This window comes from Aquitalea magnusonii (assembly GCF_002217795.2).
GTDB lineage: Bacteria > Pseudomonadota > Gammaproteobacteria > Burkholderiales > Chromobacteriaceae > Aquitalea > Aquitalea magnusonii_B.
Genome location: NZ_AP018823.1, coordinates 4,535,247 through 4,557,959 on the forward strand (window position 1 = coordinate 4,535,247; position 22,713 = coordinate 4,557,959).

General features: G+C 60.9%; 17 protein-coding genes. 8 read left to right on the top strand and 9 right to left on the bottom strand.

Annotated features, from left to right (window positions below):
- Nucleotides 1-49: 49 nt before the first annotated feature.
- Genes DLM_RS21280 through DLM_RS21290 form a run of 3 tightly spaced genes read right to left on the bottom strand, consistent with a single transcriptional unit; the run spans nucleotide 50 to nucleotide 2,199 of the window.
- Complete coding sequence (locus DLM_RS21280; protein WP_089082901.1) at nucleotides 50-436, bottom strand: DUF1987 domain-containing protein; 387 nt, start codon at nucleotides 434-436, stop codon at nucleotides 50-52.
- A gap of 11 nt (nucleotides 437-447) precedes the next feature.
- Nucleotides 448-1,005 carry a SiaB family protein kinase gene (locus DLM_RS21285; RefSeq protein ID WP_089082900.1) on the bottom strand — a complete coding sequence of 186 codons (558 nt, stop codon included), beginning with the start codon at nucleotides 1,003-1,005 and terminating at the stop codon, nucleotides 448-450.
- Between the two features lie 27 nt (nucleotides 1,006-1,032).
- The gene (locus DLM_RS21290; RefSeq protein ID WP_197715469.1) at nucleotides 1,033-2,199 is read right to left on the bottom strand and encodes a PP2C family protein-serine/threonine phosphatase; all 1,167 of its coding nucleotides are present in this window, start codon (nucleotides 2,197-2,199) and stop codon (nucleotides 1,033-1,035) included.
- Nucleotides 2,200-2,577: 378 nt separating this feature from the next.
- On the opposite strand from DLM_RS21290, the gene DLM_RS21295 reads away from it, so the two are divergent.
- Nucleotides 2,578-4,476, top strand: a complete 1,899-nt coding sequence (locus DLM_RS21295) for a propionate--CoA ligase (RefSeq protein ID WP_089082899.1) — start codon at nucleotides 2,578-2,580, stop codon at nucleotides 4,474-4,476.
- Between the two features lie 102 nt (nucleotides 4,477-4,578).
- Here the strand turns inward: DLM_RS21295 and DLM_RS21300 are convergent, their stop codons facing one another.
- Together DLM_RS21300 and DLM_RS21305 are read right to left on the bottom strand one after the other, a co-directional pair.
- Nucleotides 4,579-6,204: a methyl-accepting chemotaxis protein gene (locus DLM_RS21300; protein ID WP_089082898.1), complete on the bottom strand. Its 1,626-nt coding sequence runs from the start codon at nucleotides 6,202-6,204 to the stop codon at nucleotides 4,579-4,581.
- 282 nt (nucleotides 6,205-6,486) lie between these two features.
- On the bottom strand, nucleotides 6,487-7,791 hold the full coding sequence (locus DLM_RS21305; protein ID WP_089082897.1) for a DUF3422 family protein: 1,305 nt from the start codon (nucleotides 7,789-7,791) through the stop codon (nucleotides 6,487-6,489).
- A 363-nt stretch (nucleotides 7,792-8,154) separates the two neighbouring features.
- On the opposite strand from DLM_RS21305, the gene DLM_RS21310 reads away from it, so the two are divergent.
- Genes DLM_RS21310 through DLM_RS21325 form a run of 4 tightly spaced genes read left to right on the top strand, consistent with a single transcriptional unit; the run spans nucleotide 8,155 to nucleotide 12,016 of the window.
- On the top strand, nucleotides 8,155-9,147 hold the full coding sequence (locus DLM_RS21310; protein ID WP_089082896.1) for a sulfate ABC transporter substrate-binding protein: 993 nt from the start codon (nucleotides 8,155-8,157) through the stop codon (nucleotides 9,145-9,147).
- A gap of 20 nt (nucleotides 9,148-9,167) precedes the next feature.
- Complete coding sequence (gene cysT / locus DLM_RS21315) at nucleotides 9,168-9,998, top strand: sulfate ABC transporter permease subunit CysT (RefSeq protein WP_089083031.1); 831 nt, start codon at nucleotides 9,168-9,170, stop codon at nucleotides 9,996-9,998.
- Between the two features lie 9 nt (nucleotides 9,999-10,007).
- Nucleotides 10,008-10,886, top strand: coding sequence for a sulfate ABC transporter permease subunit CysW (gene cysW, locus DLM_RS21320; protein WP_089082895.1), 879 nt, complete (start codon nucleotides 10,008-10,010; stop codon nucleotides 10,884-10,886).
- A 47-nt stretch (nucleotides 10,887-10,933) separates the two neighbouring features.
- Complete coding sequence (locus tag DLM_RS21325) at nucleotides 10,934-12,016, top strand: sulfate/molybdate ABC transporter ATP-binding protein (RefSeq protein WP_089082894.1); 1,083 nt, start codon at nucleotides 10,934-10,936, stop codon at nucleotides 12,014-12,016.
- Nucleotides 12,017-12,091: 75 nt separating this feature from the next.
- Here DLM_RS21325 and DLM_RS21330 read toward each other — a convergent pair whose 3' ends face one another.
- The 4 genes from DLM_RS21330 to DLM_RS21345 all read right to left on the bottom strand — a co-directional run bounded on the left by DLM_RS21330 (nucleotide 12,092) and on the right by DLM_RS21345 (nucleotide 17,206).
- Nucleotides 12,092-12,526, bottom strand: a complete 435-nt coding sequence (locus DLM_RS21330; protein WP_089082893.1) for a DciA family protein — start codon at nucleotides 12,524-12,526, stop codon at nucleotides 12,092-12,094.
- Between the two features lie 84 nt (nucleotides 12,527-12,610).
- Nucleotides 12,611-13,681, bottom strand: coding sequence for a fimbrial protein (locus DLM_RS21335; RefSeq protein ID WP_089082892.1), 1,071 nt, complete (start codon nucleotides 13,679-13,681; stop codon nucleotides 12,611-12,613).
- Nucleotides 13,682-14,135: 454 nt separating this feature from the next.
- Nucleotides 14,136-15,452 (bottom strand): AAA-associated domain-containing protein, encoded by a 1,317-nt coding sequence (locus DLM_RS21340; protein ID WP_089082891.1) that lies wholly within the window; start codon nucleotides 15,450-15,452, stop codon nucleotides 14,136-14,138.
- Between the two features lie 14 nt (nucleotides 15,453-15,466).
- A complete protein-coding gene (locus DLM_RS21345) occupies nucleotides 15,467-17,206 on the bottom strand; it encodes an ABC transporter permease (RefSeq protein ID WP_089082890.1) in 1,740 nt (579 codons plus the stop codon).
- Nucleotides 17,207-17,692: 486 nt separating this feature from the next.
- Between DLM_RS21345 and secA the strand changes: the two genes are divergently transcribed.
- The 3 genes from secA to rng all read left to right on the top strand — a co-directional run bounded on the left by secA (nucleotide 17,693) and on the right by rng (nucleotide 22,697).
- Complete coding sequence (gene secA, locus DLM_RS21350) at nucleotides 17,693-20,410, top strand: preprotein translocase subunit SecA (protein ID WP_089082889.1); 2,718 nt, start codon at nucleotides 17,693-17,695, stop codon at nucleotides 20,408-20,410.
- Between the two features lie 179 nt (nucleotides 20,411-20,589).
- A complete protein-coding gene (locus DLM_RS21355) occupies nucleotides 20,590-21,186 on the top strand; it encodes a Maf family protein (protein WP_089083030.1) in 597 nt (198 codons plus the stop codon).
- 14 nt (nucleotides 21,187-21,200) lie between these two features.
- On the top strand, nucleotides 21,201-22,697 hold the full coding sequence (gene rng / locus DLM_RS21360) for a ribonuclease G (RefSeq protein ID WP_045846438.1): 1,497 nt from the start codon (nucleotides 21,201-21,203) through the stop codon (nucleotides 22,695-22,697).
- The last annotated feature ends 16 nt before the right edge of the window (nucleotides 22,698-22,713 follow it).

A 22,713-nucleotide genomic window follows, 5' to 3' on the forward strand; every position in this document is an offset into this window, starting at 1 on the left:
CTGCTGCCGTATCCAGTCAGCCGCCATGTGGATATTGTCGGACAGCGATTTACTCCACCAGCGCGCAGGGGTTGAAATCCAGCGCGGTGAAGTCATCCGCCACTTCCTGGCCGAATTCCAGAATGGTTTCGTCGTCCTCGATGTAGTGCCAGTTGAGGGTGACGTAATTGCCTGCCACGGCCGCATCATTGAACAGGCTGAACAACTCCAGCAGCACCTTGGTGCTGGAGCTGTTGAAGTAGGCCAGTTGCACGTCCAGCGTGACCTGGGTGGAGTGCAGGGTGGGCAGGTAGGCCTGGATGGCCTGCATGATGGGGCCGAAGAAGGCGTGGGCGTTTTCCGGATAGCTCTCGCCGCGCAGGCTCAACTGGTGGCGGTCGAACTGGAAATTCACTTCCGGGGTGGACGAAGTGGGCGCGATATACAGGTTTTGCATGATGGCTGCTTTTAGATGGTGGCTTTGAGGTAGAAGGTGGTGAAGGGCTGGCCTTCGTTTTCTTCAACAAAATCAAATTCGATGGGATTGCTGGAGTCACGCGCCACGGTGAGAAAGCCAAGGCCGGCGCCCTTGCTGCCGGCTTCGCCTTCGGTGCGCAGCTTTTCCTTGTAGCGCGCCTTGATTTCCTCATTGGTCATGGTGCGCAGCGGTTCCAGCTTGGCGCGGATGTGCTCCACCCCCTCGGCGGTGATGGGGTTGGCGCAGACCACGTAGAACTGGCCATCATCCTCGCCTACCCATAGCGAACCCATGCGGATTTCGTGGTCGGCGGCTTCACTGGCGCTCAGGTGGTCGGCGGAGTAATGCACCACGTTCTGGGCCATCTCCACAAACACGGAAAACAGTTTGCGGCGGGCGGTCTGGCTGGCGTCCAGGCTGGCCAGGCGCAGGCGCAGCGAATCGCCCATGGCGGTGACTATGCTTTGGGAAAAATAGCCGGTGTAGTAGAACACCACGTTTTCCTGGCGGGCCAGTTCCTTGAAACGATGAAAATCGGTCAGGCTCATGCTGTGCTCACTTGCTACGTTGATGGGTCAGGCCAGATGGACGCCAAACAGGCTGACGTCGTCGCGGCGGCTGTTTTCGCCCTGCCATTTGAGGAAGGCGTCGATCAGCAGTTTTTGTTGTTGCTGCATCGGCTTGCCGGCGTGCTTGAGGATGTTTTCCTTCAGCCGCTTTTTGCCAAAGCAGATGCGCTTGGGCCCGCCGATCTGGTCGATGATGCCGTCGGTGCTGATATACAAGCGGCTGCCCGGCGGCAACTGCACTTGATGGTTGTCCCAGTGATAGTCCAGCGGGGTACCGACATAGCCCACACCCTTCTTGTTGCCGTCCAGCGTGTCCACTTCCTCCTTGCCCGGCTGCAGCACAAACAGCGGCGTCTTGGCCGAGGCATAGGTGAGGGTGCGGCTGGCGCTGTCGAACCAGCAGAAGGCACCGTCCATGCCGTCGTCCGAGTTCAGTTCCGGGTGATCGGCAAGGCCGGCTTCTTCCGGGGTGAGCTGGCCCAGCGACTGCTTGACCTGCTGGTTGATGGCGCGCAGCAGGGCGGCCGGGTTGTGCAGGTCGTGGCTGCTCAGGACTTGTTTGAGGGTGGAGGCCATGATCAGCGTCATGAAGGCACCCGGCACGCCATGGCCGGTGCAGTCGATGACCGCCACAAAGAAACCATCCGGCCGTTTGACAAAGTAGTAGTAGTCGCCGCCAACGATGTCGCGCGGGGCCCATACCATGAAGTAGTCGTCCAGCGCGGCGGCCATGTCGCGGCGCGAACTTTGCAGGAAAGACTGCTGGATCACGCTGGCGTAATTAATGCTCTCCATCATCTGGCGGTGCTTTTCTGCCTGCTGGTCGGCCAGCGCCTGCATCAGCGACACCCCCTGGCCCATGCCGGCATACGCATTGTCCAGATTGATCAGGAAACCGTCGGACAGCACCTTGCGGTCGGCTTCCAGCGCCATGAAGGACAGCTCGGTGATGGGGGTGAGGTAGTCCACAATCAGCGGGCTGGCATTCATGAAGGCGGTGCAGGGCTTGCGGCCGAAAATCTCGCGGTGGAAGGGCCGCGCCAGCGTGCTCATGAAGGTGTTGCGGTTGATGATGCCGACCGCGCGCTGCTGTTCCACCACCGGGATATTGGCCAGCGACTCGTCCTGCGAGAACAGCTCCAGTACGTGGTAGTTGTTGTCAGAAGGGCTCACGGTGGGCGGCGTTTGCAACAAATGACCAGCCATCGCGGCGGTGTGTGCGGGCTGGGGCGTGCTGTCTAGCGGCATGGTGTGTCTCGGCAAGAAGTGACTGGCAGCAGTGTAGGAGCGCTGCATGATGATTCGGTTACCGAGCGATTAAATTTGCTTTATCGCTAATCAAAAGCACCACGTTTGATAAGTATTTATGATAAATGGATGGCTTGTCGATGGCGGTTGGCTTGTGGCTTCCCGCCCTGCCATGGCAAGGCTGAGTGTGCTTCGCTGGCGATCAGGCTTGACCCTGTGAGGCAAAGGGCTTATTTTGTTAATCTAGCAACCGCTTGGTTGATAAATAAAACAATGAACTAGCCTACATCCTCGGGAGACTGCATGAGCGCCTATCAAGAATTTCACCGCCGTTCCATCGAGCAGCCAGATGTCTTCTGGGGTGCCGAGGCACAGCGGATTCACTGGCACAAGCCCTGTACGCAGGTGCTGCAATACGACAATCCACCGTTTCGCCAATGGTTTGCCGGTGGCGAGACCAACCTCTGTTACAACGCGGTGGACCGTCACCTGGCAGCCCGGCCTGACCAAGCCGCGCTGATTCATGTCTCCAGCGAAACCGGCGCCGAAATCACCTACACCTATCGCCAGCTGCACGAAGAAGTCAGCCGCTTTGCCGCCATCATGCAGGCACAGGGCGTGGGCAAGGGCGACCGGGTGCTGATCTACATGCCGATGATTCCCGAAGCCGTGTTTGCCATGCTGGCTACGGTGCGGCTGGGGGCGATTCACTCGGTGGTGTTTGGCGGCTTTGCCTCGGCCAGCCTGGCCACCCGTATCGAAGACGCGGCACCCAAGCTGTTGGTGACTGCCGATGCCGGCATGCGTGGCGGCAAGGTGATTGCCTACAAGCCGCTGGTGGACGAGGCGATGGAACTGGCCGGCAGTGCCGCACCGGCCACGGTGATCCTGGTCAACCGTGGTTTGGCCGAAGCGCCGATGATGAAGCCGGGCCGGGATCTGGATTACGCCACCCTGCGCCAGCAGCATCTGGATGACCGTGCCGAGGTGGTGTGGGTGGAGTCCAACCATCCCAGCTACATCCTGTATACCTCCGGCACCACCGGCAAGCCCAAGGGCGTGCAGCGCGATACCGGCGGCTATGCGGTGGCGCTGGCTTCCAGCATGGAATACATCTACGGCGGCAAACCGGGGGAAACCTTCTTCTCTACCTCGGACATCGGCTGGGTGGTGGGGCATTCCTACATCGTGTACGCCCCGCTGATCTGTGGCATGGCCACGCTGGTGTACGAAGGCCTGCCGATTCGCCCCGATCCGGGCATCTGGTGGCAACTGGTGGAAAAATACCGCGCCACGGTGATGTTCTCCGCGCCCACGGCCATCCGCGTGTTGAAGAAACAAGACCCGGAATGGCTGCACAAATACGATCTATCCAGCCTGCGGGCCTTGTTTATGGCCGGTGAGCCGCTGGACGAACCCACCGCCAGCTGGATTTCCGAGGAACTGAAAATCCCGGTGCTGGACAACTACTGGCAGACCGAAACCGGCTGGCCGATGCTGACCGTGTGCAATGGCGTGGAAGCCCTGCCCACCAAGCTGGGCAGCCCCGGCTTGCCGGTGTATGGCTATAACGTGAAGCTGCTGGACGAGGCCACCGGCGAGGAAGTGCCGGCTGGTGAAAAGGGCGTGATTGCGGTGATTCCGCCGCTGCCGCCGGGCTGCATGAGTACGGTGTGGGGGCAGGACGAGCGTTTTGTGAACACCTATTTCAGCCTGTTCCAGGACCGCAAGGTGTACTCCTCCTTCGACTGGGGCATTCGCGATGCCGATGGCTACTTCACCATTCTTGGCCGCACCGATGACGTGATCAACGTCGCTGGCCACCGCCTGGGTACGCGGGAAATCGAGGAGGCCGTGTCCGGTCACTCCGCCATTGCCGAGGTGGCGGTGGTGGGCGTGCATGACACTTTGAAGGGGCAGGTGCCGCAGGCTTTTGCCGTGCTGCGCGACCCGTCGGTCCTCAAGGACCCGGACAAGAAAGCCGCACTGGAAAAAGAAGTGATTGCCAAGGTGGCATCCCAACTGGGGGCCATTGCCAATCCGGCGCGGGTGTATTTCGTCAACCAGTTGCCCAAGACCCGTTCCGGCAAGGTGCTGCGCCGCTCTATCCAGGCGCTGGCCGAGGGGCGTGATCCGGGCGATCTGACCACGCTGGATGATCCGAGCGGGCTGGAGCAAGTGCGCGAGGCGGTACAGTCCTGAGTGAAGGTGGGTGGAAGCAGCCGGTACGGGTCAGTTACCGGCTGTGGATTCAACCGCATCCCGTGAGGGATGCGGTATTTTTACGCCCACCGCAGGCCGGGCTTAGCTGCGAAATATGCCGACCGCGGCCTGCAAGGCCTTGGCATGGCTGTTGAGCTGGTCTGATGCTGCTGCCGAGGCTTCCACCGTGCTCTGGTTGGACTCGGTCATATTGGCAATCACCTCGATGCGCTGCGCCATGTCACCCATGGCACTTTGCTGTTCACGCAGGGCCAGGCTGATGCCCTGGATATGCCCGACAATCTGGTCGGTATTCTGGCGGATGCTGCTGATGGCTTCCCTGGCCTTGTGGGTTTGTGCCACGCCACGGTTGGATGCCTCCACGCTGTTTTGCATCACCTCCACCACACCGCCCATGCCCTGGCGGATGGTGTCGATCTGACCGGAAATCTCCACCGTGGCCACACCGGTGCGCTCGGCCAGCTTGCGTACTTCATCGGCCACCACGGCAAAGCCGCGGCCCATTTCCCCGGCGCGTGCCGCCTCGATCGCCGCATTGAGCGCCAGCAGATTGGTCTGGTCGGCAATGTCATGAATGGTGCGGGTAATGGAGGCAATGGCGTCGGTTTGCTTGTCCAGGTTGTCAATCGCGCTGGCGGCGCTGCCGATGCGCTGGGCAATGTGGCTGATGTCGCTGGCGGTGGCATGGATCAGCTGTTCGCAATCGCTCACCATGGCACCGGCACGGCTGGCCTCGTTGCCGACGTCTTCGCTTTGGCTGCCCAACTGCTGGATGCTTTGCAACACTTCTTCCACTGACACGCTCATCGAGCGGGTGGATTCGCTTTGCACCGTGCTGGCCTGCTGCAACTGGTGCGCCGCGCCGCTCATATTGTCGGCGCTGCTGTCCAGTTCGCCGGATAGCGTGCGGATATTGCTGGTGATGTCACGCAACTGGCGCTGCATGGCGGCCAGGCTATGCAGCAGGCTGCCCTGGCTAGCGGCGGAGAGTGCAATCTGCTGGCTCAGGTCGCCACTGGCGATGCGGTTGGCCACCTCCATGGCCAGCGCCGGTTCACCGCCCAGCAGGCCAAACACCCGGCGGTACAGCAGCACCCCGCCCAGTACCACCACGATCACCAGCATGGCGGTCAGGCCCAGCATCATGTGGCGCAAATCGGCTGCGGTCTGGTTCATGGCGGCATAGGCGGTGCGGTCGTGCTGCTGGATTTCGCTATTGAGCGCTTCCACTTGCTTGGTGAGGGTTTCGGCCCGGTCGTCAAAGCCGCTGCCCTTTTCCTTCATCAGCACATTGCCTGCCTCGCGGCCACCGTCGATATACGCCTTGGCCATGCGTTTGCCTACCGCGTAAAACTGCTCCAGCGCCTGCTGCATGCCATTCACCCGGCTGCCCAGTTGCGGGTCCAGGCTGGTCATGGCCGGCAGGTTTTGCAGCACGGCCTGGTAGTGTTCTTCGGCATCCTTATAGCCGTCGGCATCGCCGGTGGCGCTGACATCAGTGAGAAATTGCTGGATTTGCACCACGTGGTAGCGCACATCGCTCATATTGCGTACCAGCGCATTGGTGACGTCCTGTTCGTAATGCGCGGTCTGGTCCATGCGCTGCAGGCTGAACAGGGTGATGCTGCCAAGGGCAAGCAAGAGGGCGACGACAATGGCGATGAAGCCGGCAAGCAGCGGTTTGAGCTTCTGCTGGGGATGAGACATGGCGTGTGATTGGACGGTGGGTGGGGCTGAAGTCTGCTGCGCGAGTGCAGTTGCTGGTTTCATTCAATTGCCAGTATTGGCAGTGACGAGCTGCCGCCAGGGCAGGGTGACCGTATCCGCATGGATACGCATTGACTGAAGCAAGACCAAGTAAACCCTGAGGTTAAAGCGGTAATTTTCCTGGAATGTTTATCAACTGACAATAAGAAAAGTTAATAAAAACCAACTTTCAGCCCGCAGCCAGCCAGCCAGCGATCCGGACTGGGCGCTGGCTGGCGGTGCTTATCGTTCCTTGTGTCCGCTCCCCAATGAGGCTTTTAGCTGGTGCATGCTGAACCACACCACCAGCGCCACCAGCGGAATGGCAATGCCGGTCAGCAGCTCCACGTTAAGGTGTACGCCGATGGATTCCACCGCTGCCAGCAGATGATGCAGCAGGCTCACCATATAGTAGGTGAGCACCCCTACCGACAAGCCTTCCACTGTTTCCTGCAGGCGCAGCTGCAAGGCGGCGCGACGATCCATGCTGGCCAGCAGTGCGCGGTTCTGTTCTTCGTGCAGCACTTCCACCCTGGTGCGCAGCAAGGCGGTGGTGCGTTGCAGCCGTCCGGTGATGCGGTCCTGGCGGCGCACCACGGTGTCGCAGGTATTCATGGCAGGCGACAGCCGCCGTTCCATGAATTCACGGAAGGGCTGCATGCCGGAAATGCGTTGTTCACGCAGCTCGGCAATACGGGCTTCCACCAGCCGGTAATAGGCTTGTGCGGCAGAAAAGCGGTATTGGCTTTCCGAAATAAGCTGTTCCACCCGCGTGGCCAGGCCGGTCAGCTCGGATAGCAGTTGCGCGTCCGAGCCATTGCCCTCGCTGCCGGTCATGCGCTCGGTAATGGCGCGCAGCTCGATGCCCAGATTGTCCAGATCGCGCATCTGCTTCTTGGCAATGGGCAGCGCCAGCAGGGTGAGCATGCGGTAGGTTTCCAGTTCGAACAGCCGCTGCAGCATGCGGCCTGACTGGTTGGGGCCCATGGCGCGATCCACCACCACATAGCGGGAAAAGCCTTCGGCCAGCCGGGCATCCGGGTGCAGGCGCAAATCGGTGTAGGCGGCACCGTTGCCATCGCCGATTTCGGCACCAATCAGCTCGCGGCCGCCAAACCAGCGGCTGGACATGTCGGCCAGCTCGGTTTCCCGCTCGGCCGGCAGCAGCACCGCATGCAGTGCCACCAGCACCACGCCGGGCAGGGCCTGCAGCCAGGCCGGTGGAATGCGGTCCAGCGCGGTACGGTCGAAGGGGTCGCTGCAATCGCCGCCGATGATGAAGGTGTAACGGGCAAACTCGGTATGCAGCGACCAGCGTACCGTCAGGTCGCCGGCACTGGCCGAATAATAGGCTTGTCCCGGCAGCGGGGCGGGCAGGCCCATGCGCTGGGCCAGGTCGGCCAGCGCCGCACGTTGCGGCGCGTCGTCAAAATCGTAGTACAGGCTGAGCGAGGTCAGCCGTGCGGGCGAGGCAATGGCGGCATAGGGCCGGGCGTGGGCCTCTTCGTTCAGTTCACGGCGCAGATGGTGCGGAGTGAGTGTGGTCATGGCAGATCCTGAAAATAAACGGTTTCAGTGCTGAAGGGGCTGCCGGACCCGTCAGGACTCAAACCGCTTGCGCGCAACAGCATACCTGATCGCCGCTTTGGCACACCATGCAATTACCGCGCCAGTGGCTTGCCGGCTGGCTGCGCACCGTTCAGCCCTGGCACTTCCTGGCCGCTGTGGGGCTGTTGCGGCTTGGCCGGTGATGGTTTGCCTGGCAGTGGGCGTGGCGCTCTGGAAAGTTGCTTGCCAGCGGCGTTTGGCTTGATAGAATAATTAGATATAAATGTATCAAATAATATTATTATTTAGAATAAAATCGGCGGGTTAGCATGATGGCTATTTTCATTTATCCCGGAGTCCATCATGAAATTGCGCGCCCTTGCCGGTCTTGTCGCCGTCGTCCTGTCCGCTCATGCACTGGCTGATGCCAGCTTGCTGAATGTGTCCTACGACGTGATGCGCGATTTCTACAAGGACTACAACCCGGCCTTCCAGAAAGCCTACAAGGCCAAGACTGGTGAAACCGTCACCATCCAGCAGTCGCATGGCGGTTCCAGCAAGCAGGCCTTGTCGGTGGCCAATGGCCTGGCGGCGGATGTGATTACCATGAACCAGGCCTCGGATATCGACCTGCTGGCCACCCGCGGCCTGATTCCGGCCAACTGGTCCAGCCGCCTGCCCAATGCCTCGGTGCCGTTTACCTCCACCACGGTGTTCCTGGTGCGCAAGGGCAATCCGCACAAGGTGCGTGACTGGAACGATCTGGCCAAGCCGGGCATCCAGGTGATCATCCCCAATCCGAAAACCTCGGGCAATGGCCGCTACACCTATCTGGCCGCCTGGGGTGCCGGGCTGAAACAGCCGGGCGGCAGTGAAGCCAAGGCCCGCGCGCTGGTGGCGGGCATCTTCAAGAATGTGCCGGTGCTTGATGGCGGTGGCCGCGCCGCCACCACCACCTTCATGCAGCGCCAGATCGGCGATGTGCTGGTGACGTTTGAAAACGAAGCCGAGCTGATTGCGCGCGAATTTGGCCGTGGCAGCTTTGAAATCGTCTACCCGCCGCTGTCGGTGCTGTCGGAAAACCCGGTGGCCATTGTCGACAAGGTGGTGGACAAGAAGGGTAGCCGCAAACAGGCGGAAGACTATCTGCGCTACTTGTGGAGCACTGAAGGCCAGACCATTGCCGCACAAAACTATCTGCGCCCGCAGGACAAGGCCGTGGCGCAGAAATTCGATGCCCAGTTTCCCTATGTGAAAACCTTTACCGTGCAGAGCGTGTTTGGCTCCTGGGCGGCGGTCAACAAGAAGCACTTTGCCGATGGCGGCGTGTTTGACCAGATCTACAGCAAGCGTTAAGCGGAGTCATCGTGAGCAATATCCTGAATCTGCGTCATAGTGTGCTGCCGGGTTTCCGGCTCAGCTTTGGCATTACCCTGTTCTGGCTGGCGCTGATCGTGCTGCTGCCTTTTGCCGCGTTGGTGTATTCCACCGTGGGCATGGGCTGGGACGGTTTCGCCGCCGCGGTGGGCAGCCCACGGGTGATGGCCTCCATCCGGCTGTCCTTTGCCACCGCCGGTTTGTCCGCCCTCATCAACCTGGTGTTTGGTTTTCTGGTGGCCTGGGTGCTGGTGCGCTACCCCTTCCCCGGCAAGCGGCTGGTGGATGCGCTGGTGGATCTGCCCTTTGCCCTGCCCACCGCGGTGGCCGGTATTGCGCTGACCACCCTGTACGCGCCCAATGGCTGGATCGGCCAGTTCCTGGTGCCGCTGGGCCTCAAGGTATCGTTTACCCCGCTGGGCATCATCGTGGCGCTTACCTTCATCGGTCTGCCTTTTGTGGTGCGCACGGTGCAGCCGGTGCTGGAAGACCTGGAAAAAGAACTGGAAGAAGCCGCCACCTGCCTGGGTGCCAGCCGCTGGGACATTTTCCGCCGGGTGATCTTTCCGGCCACGCTGCCCTCGCTGATTACCGGTGGCACCATGGCTTTTGCCCGCGCCACCGGTGAATACGGCTCGGTCATCTTCATTGCCGGCAATATTCCCATGGTGTCGGAAATCGCCCCGCTGATCATCGTCTCCAAGCTCGATCAGTTCGACCAGCAAGGGGCCACCGCGGTGGCGCTGGTGATGCTGGGCATTTCCTTTGTCTTCCTGTTGTTGATCAACCTGATCCAGTGGTGGGCCGCACGCCGCCACGGTGCGCGTTAAGGGGTAAACATGGCCACTCTGACGACTGAAAGCCGCCCGGTACGCTATGCCCTCACCGCCGTGGCGCTGCTGTTCCTGTTCCTGTTTTTGCTGCTGCCCTTGATTGGCGTGTTCTGGGAGGCGCTGCACAAGGGCTGGCAGCTCTACCTGACTGCGCTGGTGGAGCCGGAAGCACTGTCCGCCATCAAGCTGACGCTGATTTCCGCCGCCATCGCGGTGCCGCTCAACCTGGTGTTTGGTGTGGCGGCCGCCTGGGCGATTGCACGCTTTGAATTCCGCGGCAAAAGCCTGCTCACCACGCTGATCGACCTGCCGTTTGCCGTGTCGCCGGTGGTGGCTGGCTTGATGTTCATCCTGCTGTTCGGGGCCAATACGGTGGTGGGCGGCTGGCTGCAGGACCACGGCCTGCAGGTGATCTTTGCCGTGCCGGGCATTGTGCTGGCCACGGTATTCGTCACCTTCCCTTTTGTCGCTCGCGAGCTGATTCCGCTGATGCAGTCGCAAGGGGCGGATGAAGAGCAAGCCGCCATCGTGCTGGGAGCCAGCGGCTGGCAGACCTTCCGCAAGGTGACACTGCCCAATATCAAGTGGGGTCTGCTGTACGGGGTCATCCTCACCAATGCCCGCGCCATGGGCGAATTTGGCGCGGTCAGCGTGGTGTCCGGGCATATCCGGGGCGAAACCAACACCATCCCGCTGCATGTGGAAATTCTGTACAACGAATACAACTTTGTTGGCGCCTTTGCCTGCGCCTCGCTGCTGGCCATGCTGGCCTTGATCACCCTGCTGGTGAAGTCGCTGGTGGAATGGCGGCTGCACCGCCAGCAACAGGCCTCCACCCTGCGTACTGCCGAAGCCCGCATGCAAGCCCAGGCGGCACAACCCTGAACCGAATGATGTGAACCGCTGCCACAGGCGGCGGCCGGAGAACCACGATGAGCATTGAAATCCGCAATATCCGCAAACAGTTTGGCCAGTTCACCGCGCTGGACAATGTCAGCCTTGATGTCGCTTCCGGCGAGCTGCTGGCGCTGCTGGGGCCGTCCGGCTGCGGCAAGACCACCTTGCTGCGCATCATTGCCGGGCTGGAAAAGCCGGATGCCGGCCAGGTGCTGTTTGGCGGTGCCGACGCTACCAACACCCATGTGGCCGAGCGTCAGGTGGGCTTTGTGTTCCAGCATTACGCGCTGTTCCGCCACATGACGGTATTCGACAACGTGGCCTTCGGCTTGTCGGTGAAGCCGCGCCGCGAACGCCCGTCGCAAGAGGAAATCCGCGAACGGGTGATGAAGTTGCTGAAGATGGTGCAGCTGGACTGGCTGGCCGATGCCTATCCCGGCCAATTGTCCGGCGGCCAGCGCCAGCGTATCGCCCTGGCCCGTTCACTGGCGGTGGAGCCCAAGGTGCTGCTGCTGGACGAACCCTTCGGCGCGCTGGATGCCAAGGTGCGCAAGGATTTGCGCCGCTGGCTGCGCGACCTGCACAACGACATGCATATCACCAGCGTGTTTGTGACCCACGATCAGGAAGAGGCGCTGGAAGTGTCCGACCGCGTGGTGGTGATGGATCACGGCCATATCGAGCAAGTGGGCCGTCCGGATGACATTTACGAACATCCGGCCACGCCCTTCGTCACCCAGTTCCTGGGCGATGTGAACCTGTTCCATGGCCGGGTGGATGCCGGTCAGCTCACCATCGGCAGTTATGAACAGGCGCTGGGCCAGCATCAGGATGCGGATGGTGACGCCGCCATCGCCTATGTGCGCCCGCATGATCTGGACCTCACCTTGCAAGCCGATGGCGCGTTGGCGCAAGGCCGCGTCGAACACATTCACGCCGTCGGGCCGGTGGTGCGGGTGGAGTTGCAGCAGGCCGATGGCCAGACCATCGAGGCCGCAGTCAGCAAGGAGCGCTTCCGCGCGCTGGGCATTGTGCCGGGCGATACCGTGTATGTGACGCCGCGCAAGCTGGCGGTATTCCTGCAAGATGCCGCTGGACAGCAGGACTATGTGATCTGAGCTGGAGCGGACGATCTGCATGCCACAGGCCGCAGCCCTTCAGGGTTGCGGCCTGTTTTCATGGCGGGCTTGAACTCAGGAACGGGATTTGTGGTGGGCAATCAGCCGTGCCAGCGCCGCGCTGACCAGCGGGTTGCTCACCTGCTGCGCGCCGGCTTCGATTTCGGCCAGCGCCTGCTGGCTGATGCCGATGCGCTTGGGCGGTGGCGGTGGTGGCGTCAGGTGGATGTCCACCTTGATGCGCACCTTGCTGGCGCTGTAGCCGCGCGCCTCCAGCGGGGCCAACAGGCTGTTGCCCATCATGCGCAGCCGGGCTGCCACAATGCCGTTATTGGCAAACACCACCAGCTCGCCATCGCGAATGCGCACCGCACGGCAGGCCTCGGCCAGTTGCGGTGGCAACTGGCTGCGAAACACCTGATCCAGCGCCATCAGCGCATTGGCCTCGCGCGTAAGCTGGCGCAGCGTGCTGTCGCCGCGGGCGATATCTTCAAACTGGCGTTCTGACATGGGGTTTCTGGCAGGGAGTGAGCGCCTATTGTAGCTGATCTGGCTGCTCCGGACAGGCGTGTTAGCTGTCTGCCCGTTGCCGGCTTACTGATATGACATGGTGAATGTCGCCACCGCCTTGACCTTGCCACTTTGTACCGTCCCCGTGCGGATGTACTGCGCCGACAGTGGAATGGTGATGCTGCCTAGCTGATTCAGACCAATGAGAAACTGATTGGTATTGCCGGCGTTACTGGAGTCTGGCCCCAGCAGGACCGGACTGCCGTTGCGCAGTATCTGAATGCCGATGCCGCTGGCAGTGGAGTTGGAGGGCTCCAGGCCGATGATGGAACTGGTGCGCAGCGGATTGCTATTGTCGGTCAGCGTCATGTAGATGTTTTGAGAGCTTGGGCAGTTGAGCACAATACTGAACGGGGTACTGCCGGTGGTAGAGGAGAGCGCGGGCAGTTGGGCGGTGTTGATTGTCGGCAGGCTGACGCTGATGCTTTGGGTGTTGACGGTACAGCTTGTGTTTTGCAGCGACAGGGTGCTGCCATTCATGTATACCGACCCGCCACCACTTGCCCAGTTGGTTGATACCGCGTAATTGGCAAAAGTGGTTTTGCCCAGGGTGTAGCTGGTGGCAGTCAGGCGCGCCGTCTTGATCAGTCTTACCTGCGTCGTGATGGTAATGGTGGTATTGAGAAAGACCGTACCCGAGGCAATGGTCTGTGCCGAGGTGCCCGTCATTGCGGTGCCGCCAAAGCCGGTGCCGCCGGCGACTACGCTACTCAGAACCACAAAGCCAATGCCGGGAATGCTGGTGTTGTAGATGGTGTAACTGCGGCCGTTCTCGTTGTAAGTACCTGCCGTAGAGGTGCTGCCAGGGCTTTGTTGCAGGGTGGTGAACACCCCGATCAGGTTACCGCCCTGCGCGCAATAAACAATGCTGTTGCTACTGACAGAAAACCAGCCGGACAAGGGTGTGTTCAGCGGGCCGTCTTGCGGACTGCTGACCTGGATGCTGCCAGGCACCGCAATCGCGACGGCGCTGCCAGCCCAGCTTGTACTGTTGCAGCCTGCCTGGGCCCAAAAGCTGGCCAGCATCAGCAGCGTGGCCAGAAGGTAGCCGCGTACGAGGTTTGGTCGGATATATGGCATGTAATGATGAGTCATGGCTGTGTTGCAAATTGCGCCTGGCGCATCACGGCGCAGGCGATTTAAGTGCGGCTGACAAAATAGCGTAGCCCCTGGGGCAAAGCGCCGACGCAGACACTACAAGCAGTACGGCAAGGAGGCACCGCACCGCAGCAGGTTTTTGCTTCGTGGTGCCGGGTACTGTCGGGTCGGCAGATTGTCGCTGAGGCGCTCAGGCGGCGGCGCCACTGCAGCGCCAGCCAGGTAGCTGCCTGCGTGCGGCCCAGGTGCCATGTCGCTATTTTTAGCGCAGGCATGTGGTGAATACAAAAGATACTGGCAGTATTGACATCAGATTTAGATTAAAAAATAACCAGAATATTCGTACCAGATTGTCTGCGCCGGTTGCTGGTACTTGCCGCGGTGCCACGGGTAGCGGGCAGAAAAAAGGCCACATCGGGCGATGTGGCCTTGATGCGGCAGGGCAGCTTGTTTACTGCCCGCCTTCCACGTCTTCCAGGCTGAAGGTTTCGCTGTGGTCGTTATAAGAGAAGATCTCGGCATAACGGCCCCAGCTGATCACCGTATCCAGTGTCTCCTCGGCCGCGCTGTCGCTGAGCGAGTCTTCCAGTTCCTGTTCAAAGCGCAGCCGTGGTGCGCGCTGGCCCGGACGCTCCTGCAGCACGCGACGGATGCGCGCCGCCAGCGGGATGTGGCGCAGCAGATGCTCGGCAAACAGCACTTTGCGCTCCTGCGTGCCGTAGTCGGCAAACAATTTGCCGGCAGCGGTCAATTCGATATCGCCATCGCGCAGCTCGACAAAACCCAGGTGCTCCAGTGTTTCGGCCACCGGGAACAGGTCGTCCACTTCCAGCAGCAGCTTGCTGCCGATTTCCGGCAGGTCGGCGCGGCCGTTGTACGGTGCGGCGGCCAGCGCTTCCATCAGGCCGGCCATCAGGTTGGTGGACACTTCAGTCAGCGGGCTGCCGATTTCCAGCTGCACCTTGTGCAGGGTGTCGGCGCTGCGGCGCTGGGTCATCAGCGCGTAGATGTCATCCACCATCTTGCGGAAGGCCGGGTCCAGCCGGTTGCGCGGATGGGCAAACGGCACCTTGATTTCCGCGACTACACGGCCCGGATTGGACGACAGCACCATGATGCGGTCGCACATGAACACCGCTTCCTCGATGTTGTGGGTAACGATGAGGATGGACTTGATCGGCAGTTGTTTCTGGTTCCACAAGTCCAGCAGGTCGGTACGCAGGGTTTCCGCCGTCAGCACGTCCAGCGCCGAGAATGGTTCATCCATCAGCAGCAGGGTGGGGTTGACCACCAGGCCGCGGGCAAAGCCCACGCGTTGGCGCATGCCGCCGGACAATTCGCGCGGATAGGCGTTTTCAAAGCCGTCCAGGCCGATCAGGTCGATGGCGGCCAGCGCGCGGCGGCGGCGTTCCTTGGGCTCCACGCCCAGCGCTTCCAGCCCGGCTTCCACGTTTTGCAGCACGGTCAGCCAGGGGAACAGGGCAAAGGTCTGGAACACCATGGCCACGCCTTCGGCCGGACCGGTCAGCGGCTGGCCACAGTAGTTCACTTCGCCACTGCTGGCCTGAATCAGCCCGGCGATGATGCGCAGCAGGGTGGACTTGCCCGAGCCGGAACGGCCCAAGAGGCCGACGATTTCGCCTTCATGCAAGGTGAGGTTGACGTCGTCCAGCACCTGGATATCGTCTTCGCCACCCTTGTGATAGCCCTTGTCGACATGCTTGAGGGAAAAGATTTCCTGCCGCAGGGTTGTGGTTTCGTTGTGCATGATTTTCCCCCTGCTCAGTTGAGACGGAGCTTGTTTTCAGCAATGGCATACAGCGGACGCCACAGCAGACGGTTGAACAAAACGACAAACAGTGACATCACGCAGATGCCAAGCAGAATCTTGGGAAAGTCGCCGGCAGCGGTCATCTGGGCGATATACGCGCCCAGGCCGTGGGCGGCCAGCTTGTCATCGCCCCAGGACACCATTTCCGACACGATGCTGGCATTCCATGCGCCGCCGGAAGCGGTGATGGCTCCGGTGATGTAGTAGGGGAAAATGCCCGGCAGCATCACCTGCCGCCACCATTGCCAACCCTTGATGTGGAAATTGGTGGCTGCTTCGCGGAAGTCATTGGGGAAGGCGCTGGCACCGGCCACCACATTGAACAGGATGTACCACTGGGTGCCCAGCACAATCAGCGGCGACAGCCAGATGTCCGGGTTCAGCTTGAAGTGGACGATGAACACCACGAACACCGGAAACAGCAGGTTGGCCGGGAAGGCGGCCAGGAACTGCGCCACCGGCTGGATCATCTCGGCCAGGCGCGGACGCAGGCCGATCAGCACCCCCAGCGGCACCCAGATGACGGAGGCCAGCGCAATCAGCAGGGTGACACGGATCAGGGTGATGAAGCCCAGGCCAATCACCTTGAAGGTTTCACCCAGCCCCACCTCACTGCTGATGAAGCTGTACAGCCGCCAGCAGACATAAGCCACCAGCAGGGTGATGCATGCCCCCCACAGCAGGTCCAGCCCGCGTGTAACGCTGGCTTCCGCCGGGCTGTCGATGAAGCGCGGCAGACTGATGTTCAGCCGCAGCCGCGCCAGCTTTTTCAGCAGCTTGCCAAAGGGACGCAGGATCTGCTGGATGACGCGGGTGCGCTGGATCAGGTTCAGCACCCAGGATTCCGGTGCCGCCTGCGACATGGTGTCTTCCAGGCGGAACTTGTCGGCCCAGGCCACCAGCGGGCGGAACAGGAACTGGTCGTAAATGATGATGACCACGGTCATGGTGAGAATCACCCAGCCCACTGCCGCCAGGTTTTTCTGCGCAATGGCCATGGCCAGATAGGAACCCACGCCAGGCAGGGTGACGGTCTTGTCGCCCACGGTGATGGCTTCGGAGGCCACCACGAAGAACCAGCCGCCGGACATGGACATCATCATGTTCCAGATCATGCCCGGCATGGAGAACGGCACTTCCAGTTTCCAGAACTTCTGCCAGCCGGACAGGCGCAGGTTTTGCGACACTTCTTTCAGGTCGTTGGGCACGGTGCGCAGCGACTGATAGAAGCTGAAAGTCATATTCCAGGCCTGCGAGGTGAAAATCGCAAAAATGGCGGCAAATTCAGCGCCCAGCACCCGGCCGGGAAACAAGGCCAGGAAAAAGGTGACGGTAAAGGAGATGTAGCCAAGCACCGGCACCGATTGCAGGATGTCCAGAATGGGCACCAGCAATTGGCCGGCGCGGCGGCTCTTGGCCGCCAGCGTGCCGTAAAGCAGGGTGAACACGATGGAGGCCAGCATGGCGGCCAGCATGCGCAAGGTGGTACGCAAGGCGTACTCGGGCAGATTGGCCGCATCCAGCGAGATGGGTTCGGTCTGCAGGGCGCTGATCGGGGCCCAGGTACCTTGGATACCGGTGGTGGCAAACAATAGAAAACCCAAAATCAGCGGGAAAGCGATCAGATCCCAGCGATTGGGCAGCAGCCGACGGGCGGTGGCGGGAATAAACGGACGGATAACGCTAGTCATCAGGCCTCTCCGATTGGTGTGGTTAACCTGGCGGAACAGTGCAGGCCCCGTTCCGCTTCTTCATCAGATGAGCACCATCTTTTGTTATGTCACGGCGGGCCGTGGGCAAACATCAAACTGGCTCTGCAAACGCGCACGAATGATAACAAGGCAAACATCAAATTTTGATGAAATCTGACAGTTTTTTGTATGGATTATGTAACGACATCATTTGCTGAAAAATACCCGCAAGCTCGCGATTTGCAAGTAATTAATGCCAGCACTGGCTGCATAGGCAATTTGCCGTGGTGGCGGCTGCCGGCACCGGCCCGCTTGCCTGGTGGCGGCACGCATGGCAGCTTGCCATGCGTGCTGTGCGCTGGCGACAAATTTGGCTGCCATGGCTTGATTCAGCGCAAGCTCGCCCCCATAACCTAGTCTCGCGGATGTGCTACACTTTCGCCTATTTTGTTTTGTCGGCCCGTCCGGGCCTCTGGATTGGAATACATGATTTCCTCGCTACTCAAGAAAGTATTTGGCAGCCGCAACGACCGTCTGCTGAAGCAGTATCGTCAGGAAGTGGCGCGCATCAATGCCCTCGAAGATGGCATGAAAGCGCTGTCCGACGAGGCTTTGGCGGGAAAAACCGCCGAGTTCAAAAAGCGCCTCGCTGAGGGCGCAACGCTGGACAGTATCCTGCCGGAGGCCTTTGCCGTCTGCCGCGAGGCCTCGCGCCGCGTGCTGGGCATGCGCCACTTCGATGTGCAGCTGATCGGCGGCATGGTGCTGCACCATGGCAAGATTGCCGAAATGCGTACCGGTGAAGGTAAAACCCTGGTGGGCACCCTGCCGGTATACCTGAATGCACTGACCGGCAACGGCGTGCATGTCATCACCGTCAACGACTACCTGGCCAGCCGTGACGCCGGCATCATGGGCCGCCTGTACAACTTCCTCGGCCTGACCGTGGGCGTGAACCTGTCGCAGATGGCGCATGATGACAAGCAAGCCGCCTATGCCTGCGACATCACTTACGGCACCAATAACGAATTCGGTTTTGACTACCTGCGCGACAACATGGTGTTCACCACCGGCGAGAAGGTGCAGCGCAAGCTGGCCTTTGCCGTGGTCGACGAAGTGGACTCCATCCTGATTGACGAAGCGCGTACCCCGCTGATCATCTCCGGCCCGGCCGAAGACAATATCGACATGTACCAGCGCATGAACGCGGTACCGCCGCTGCTCAAGCGCCAGGAAACCGAGGACGGCGAGGGTGACTACTGGGTGGATGAAAAAGCCCATAGCGTGCTGTTGTCCGAAGCCGGTCACGAACACTGCGAAGACATCCTGGTACAACTGGGCATGCTGAAGGAAGGCGACAGCCTGTATTCCGCCACCAACATCACCCTGATGCACCACCTGATGGCCGCCTTGCGCGCCCATTCGCTCTTCCATCTGGACCAGCACTACGTGGTGCAGGATGGTGAAGTGGTGATCGTGGATGAATTCACCGGCCGCCTGATGGCAGGCCGTCGTTGGTCCGAAGGCCTGCACCAGGCGGTGGAAGCCAAGGAAGGCGTGGAAATCAACCGCGAAAACCAGACCCTGGCGTCCATTACCTTCCAGAACTACTTCCGCCTGTACGGCAAGCTGTCCGGCATGACCGGCACCGCCGACACTGAAGCCTACGAATTCCAGAGCATCTACGGCCTGGAAACGGTGGTGATCCCCACCAACCGTCCGATGCAGCGCAAGGACGCGCAGGACAAGGTATATCGTTCTTCCCGCGAGAAGTACGACGCCATCCTGGCCGACATCAAGGACTGCCACGAGCGTGGCCAGCCGGTGCTGGTGGGTACCACCAGCATCGAAAACTCCGAGCTGATTGCCGAGCTGCTCAAGCAGGCCAAGCTGCCGCACAATGTGCTGAACGCCAAGGAACATGCGCGTGAAGCCGACATCGTGGTGCAGGCCGGTCGTCCGGGCGTGATCACCGTGGCCACCAATATGGCCGGTCGTGGTACCGACATCGTGCTGGGTGGCAATCCGGAACCGGAAATCCGCGCGGTACAGAAGGACGACAGCCTGTCTGAAGACGAGCAGAACGCCCGCATCGAAGCCATCCGCGCCGAGTGGAAGCTGCGTCACGACGCGGTGCTGGCCGCAGGCGGCCTGCACATCATCGGTACCGAGCGTCATGAATCGCGCCGTATCGACAACCAGTTGCGTGGCCGTTCCGGCCGTCAGGGCGATCCGGGTTCCTCCCGCTTCTACCTGAGCCTGGAAGACCCGCTGCTGCGCATTTTTGCCTCCGACCGCGTGGCCGCCATCATGGACCGCCTGAAAATGCCGGACGGCGAAGCCATCGAACACCCGTGGGTATCGCGTTCCATCGAAAACGCCCAGCGCAAGGTGGAAGGCCGCAACTTCGACATCCGCAAGCAATTGCTGGAATACGATGACGTGGCCAATGACCAGCGCAAGGTGATCTACCAGCAGCGCAACGACATCCTGCAGGATGAAGACGTCAGCGCCGTGGTGATCAACATGCGTGAAGGTGTGCTGTCCGACCTGGTCGACCTGCACCTGCCGCCGGAATCCATGGAAGAGCAGTGGGACCTGGTGGGCCTGGAGAAAACCCTGGAAGCCGAATTCCAGCTGGCCGCCCCGGTGGCCGACTGGATCAAGGCCGAATCCACACTGGACATTCCGGACATCAAGGCCCGCATCATCCAGCAGGCTGCCGATGCCTATCAGGCCAAGGTGGATCTGGCTGGCGAGCAAGTGATGCGCCAGTTTGAACGCAGCCTGGTACTGCAAATGCTGGATACCCACTGGCGCGAACATCTGGCCGCCATGGACCATCTGCGTCAGGGCATTCACCTGCGCGGCTATGCGCAGAAGAACCCGAAGCAGGAATACAAGCGCGAAGCGTTTGAGCTGTTTGCCGACATGCTGGAGCGCATCAAGCGCAGCGTGGTAAACGTGCTGATGACGGTGCAGATTCGCGGTCAGGAAGATGTGGACGCAGTCGAGCCGCATCAGCATGGCGACTACGAAATGCAGCATGCCGAGCCGGGCTCTTCGCTGGGCGAGAACGACGATGAAGACAACCCGCTGTCGCCCGAAGCGCTGGCCGAGCAAGGCCTGCGCGTGAGCCGCAACGACCCTTGTCCCTGCGGCAGCGGTAAAAAATACAAGCAGTGCCACGGCCGTCTGGCCTGAGTCTGACCAAGGTCTGACCATGCCATGAACCAGCAAACGCCCTGCCTTGTCGCAGGGCGTTTTGCGTAGGTGCAGCTACGTAGCCGGGCACCTTTTGCAGTGCAGCAGATGGTGGGCCAGGGGCCGCTCTGCTACCCTTGCAGCTCATAAATATTGATAACAATGGCAGCGACAACATCATGACCCCAAGCGATACCCGTATTTACCTGGCATCCGGCAGCCCGCGTCGTCGCGAACTGCTGGAACAGCTGGGCGTGCATCTGGAACGCATCCACGCCGACATCGACGAATCGGTACTGCCCGGTGAAAACGCCGTCGCCTATACCGAGCGCCTGGCACGCGAAAAAGCGGCTGCCGGTTGGGCCGTGGTGCAGAACTGCGGACTGCCGTCGCGCCCGCTGCTGTCGGCCGACACCACCGTGGTGCTGGAGGGGGAAATCTTTGGCAAGCCGGCCGATGCCGCCGACGCCGCACGCATGCTGCGGGCGTTTTCCGGCCGCAGCCATCAGGTGGTCACCAGCGTGGCCGTGCGGCAGGATGAGCGGGTCGAACTGCGCACCAGCATCACCGAAGTGCATTTCCGTGTGCTGAGCGACAGCGACATCCAGCGCTATATCGACAGCGGTGAGCCGTTTGACAAGGCCGGTGCTTATGGCATCCAGGGCCTGGCCGCGGTGTTCATCGACCATATCGCCGGCAGCTATACCGGCGTGATGGGCCTGCCGATGTTTGAAACTGCCGAACTGCTGGGCCTGTTCGGCCACTCATTCCCTTGAGCGGAGGTAAGACCATGCTGCATCAGTCCATTCCGCTGCCGCGCGACATCCAGCGCCCCAAGGAACAAATCCTCGTCAACATCACCCCGCAGGAAACCCGCGTGGCGGTGCTGGAGGACTCCATCGTGCAGGAGCTGCACGTGGAACGCGCCGCCAGCCGCGGTATTGTCGGCAATATCTATCTGGGCCAGGTCAAGCGCGTGCTGCCCGGCATGCAGAGCGCCTTCATCGAAATCGGCCTGGAACGGGCGGCTTTCCTGCATATCGCCGATGTGCTGGAACAGCGTCAGCATCCCACCGAGCCGCAGCGCATTGAGAAAATGCTGTTCGAAGGCCAGACCGTGCTGGTACAGGTGATCAAGGACCCGATCGGCACCAAGGGTGCGCGGCTGTCCACGCAAATCTCGCTGGCCGGGCGTTTCCTGGTGCATCTGCCGCAGGAAGAACACATCGGCATCTCGCAAAAGATCGAGAGCGAGTCGGAACGCCACAGCCTGAAGGCGCGGCTGGAAAAGCTGCTGCCGCCCAGCACGCCGCGTGGCTACATCATCCGCACCAGCGCGGAAACCGCCACCGATACCGAGCTGCAGGCTGACATCGAATACCTGTCCAAGCTGTGGGCCGACATCCGCCACAAATCGCAGCACCTGCCGGCGCAAAGCCTGCTGTACGAAGACCTGCCGCTGGCGGTGCGCGTGCTGCGCGACATGGTGAGCGACACCACCGAGCACGTGATTGTCGACTCGACTGAAAACTACAGCCGCATGGTGGAATTTGCCGAGCAATACGTGCAGTCCGCCGTGCGCAAGATCGAGCGCTATTCGGGCGAACGGCCACTGTTCGAGCTGTTTTCCATCGAGGCGGAAATCGACAAGGCATTGTCGCGGCGGGTGAACCTGAAGTTTGGCGGCTACCTGATCATCGACCAGACCGAAGCGATGACCACCATCGATGTCAACACCGGCGGCTTTGTCGGCAACCGCAATTTTGACGAAACCATCTTCAAGACCAATCTGGAAGCCACCCAGGCCATTGCCCGCCAGCTACGGCTGCGTAATCTGGGCGGCATCATCATTGTCGATTTCATCGACATGGACAATGAAGAACACCAGACTGCGGTACTGAGCGAAGTGGCCAAGGCACTGGCGCGCGACCGTACCCGCGTCACCCTCAACGGCTTCACCAGCCTGGGGCTGGTGGAAATCACCCGCAAGCGCACCCGCGAGAGCCTGGCGCATGTGTTGTGCGAACCCTGCCCCACCTGCCAGGGCCGTGGCGAAATCAAGACCGCCCAGACCGTGTGTTACGAGGTGCAGCGCGAAATCGTGCGCGAGGCGCGCCAGTTCGATGCCAAGGGCTATCGCATCCTGGCGGCACAGCCGGTGATCGACATGTTCCTCGACGAGGAATCGCAAAGCCTGGCCATGCTGGTGGACTTCATCGGCAAGCCGATTTCGCTGTCGGTGGAATCCACCTATACCCAGGAACAGTTTGACGTGGTCCTGTTGTAAGCACCGGCCCGGCATG

Excerpts from the sequence above, each read along its gene's own strand:
- DLM_RS21280 (WP_089082901.1), bottom strand. The coding sequence starts at position 436 with ATGCAAAACCTGTATATCGCGCCCACTTCGTCCACCCCGGAAGTGAAT.
- DLM_RS21285 (WP_089082900.1), bottom strand. The coding sequence starts at position 1,005 with ATGAGCCTGACCGATTTTCATCGTTTCAAGGAACTGGCCCGCCAGGAA.
- DLM_RS21295 (WP_089082899.1), top strand. The coding sequence starts at position 2,578 with ATGAGCGCCTATCAAGAATTTCACCGCCGTTCCATCGAGCAGCCAGAT.
- DLM_RS21300 (WP_089082898.1), bottom strand. The coding sequence starts at position 6,204 with ATGTCTCATCCCCAGCAGAAGCTCAAACCGCTGCTTGCCGGCTTCATC.
- DLM_RS21305 (WP_089082897.1), bottom strand. The coding sequence starts at position 7,791 with ATGACCACACTCACTCCGCACCATCTGCGCCGTGAACTGAACGAAGAG.
- DLM_RS21310 (WP_089082896.1), top strand. The coding sequence starts at position 8,155 with ATGAAATTGCGCGCCCTTGCCGGTCTTGTCGCCGTCGTCCTGTCCGCT.
- cysW (WP_089082895.1), top strand. The coding sequence starts at position 10,008 with ATGGCCACTCTGACGACTGAAAGCCGCCCGGTACGCTATGCCCTCACC.
- DLM_RS21325 (WP_089082894.1), top strand. The coding sequence starts at position 10,934 with ATGAGCATTGAAATCCGCAATATCCGCAAACAGTTTGGCCAGTTCACC.
- DLM_RS21330 (WP_089082893.1), bottom strand. The coding sequence starts at position 12,526 with ATGTCAGAACGCCAGTTTGAAGATATCGCCCGCGGCGACAGCACGCTG.
- DLM_RS21335 (WP_089082892.1), bottom strand. The coding sequence starts at position 13,681 with ATGACTCATCATTACATGCCATATATCCGACCAAACCTCGTACGCGGC.
- DLM_RS21340 (WP_089082891.1), bottom strand. The coding sequence starts at position 15,452 with ATGCACAACGAAACCACAACCCTGCGGCAGGAAATCTTTTCCCTCAAG.
- DLM_RS21345 (WP_089082890.1), bottom strand. The coding sequence starts at position 17,206 with ATGACTAGCGTTATCCGTCCGTTTATTCCCGCCACCGCCCGTCGGCTG.
- secA (WP_089082889.1), top strand. The coding sequence starts at position 17,693 with ATGATTTCCTCGCTACTCAAGAAAGTATTTGGCAGCCGCAACGACCGT.
- DLM_RS21355 (WP_089083030.1), top strand. The coding sequence starts at position 20,590 with ATGACCCCAAGCGATACCCGTATTTACCTGGCATCCGGCAGCCCGCGT.
- rng (WP_045846438.1), top strand. The coding sequence starts at position 21,201 with ATGCTGCATCAGTCCATTCCGCTGCCGCGCGACATCCAGCGCCCCAAG.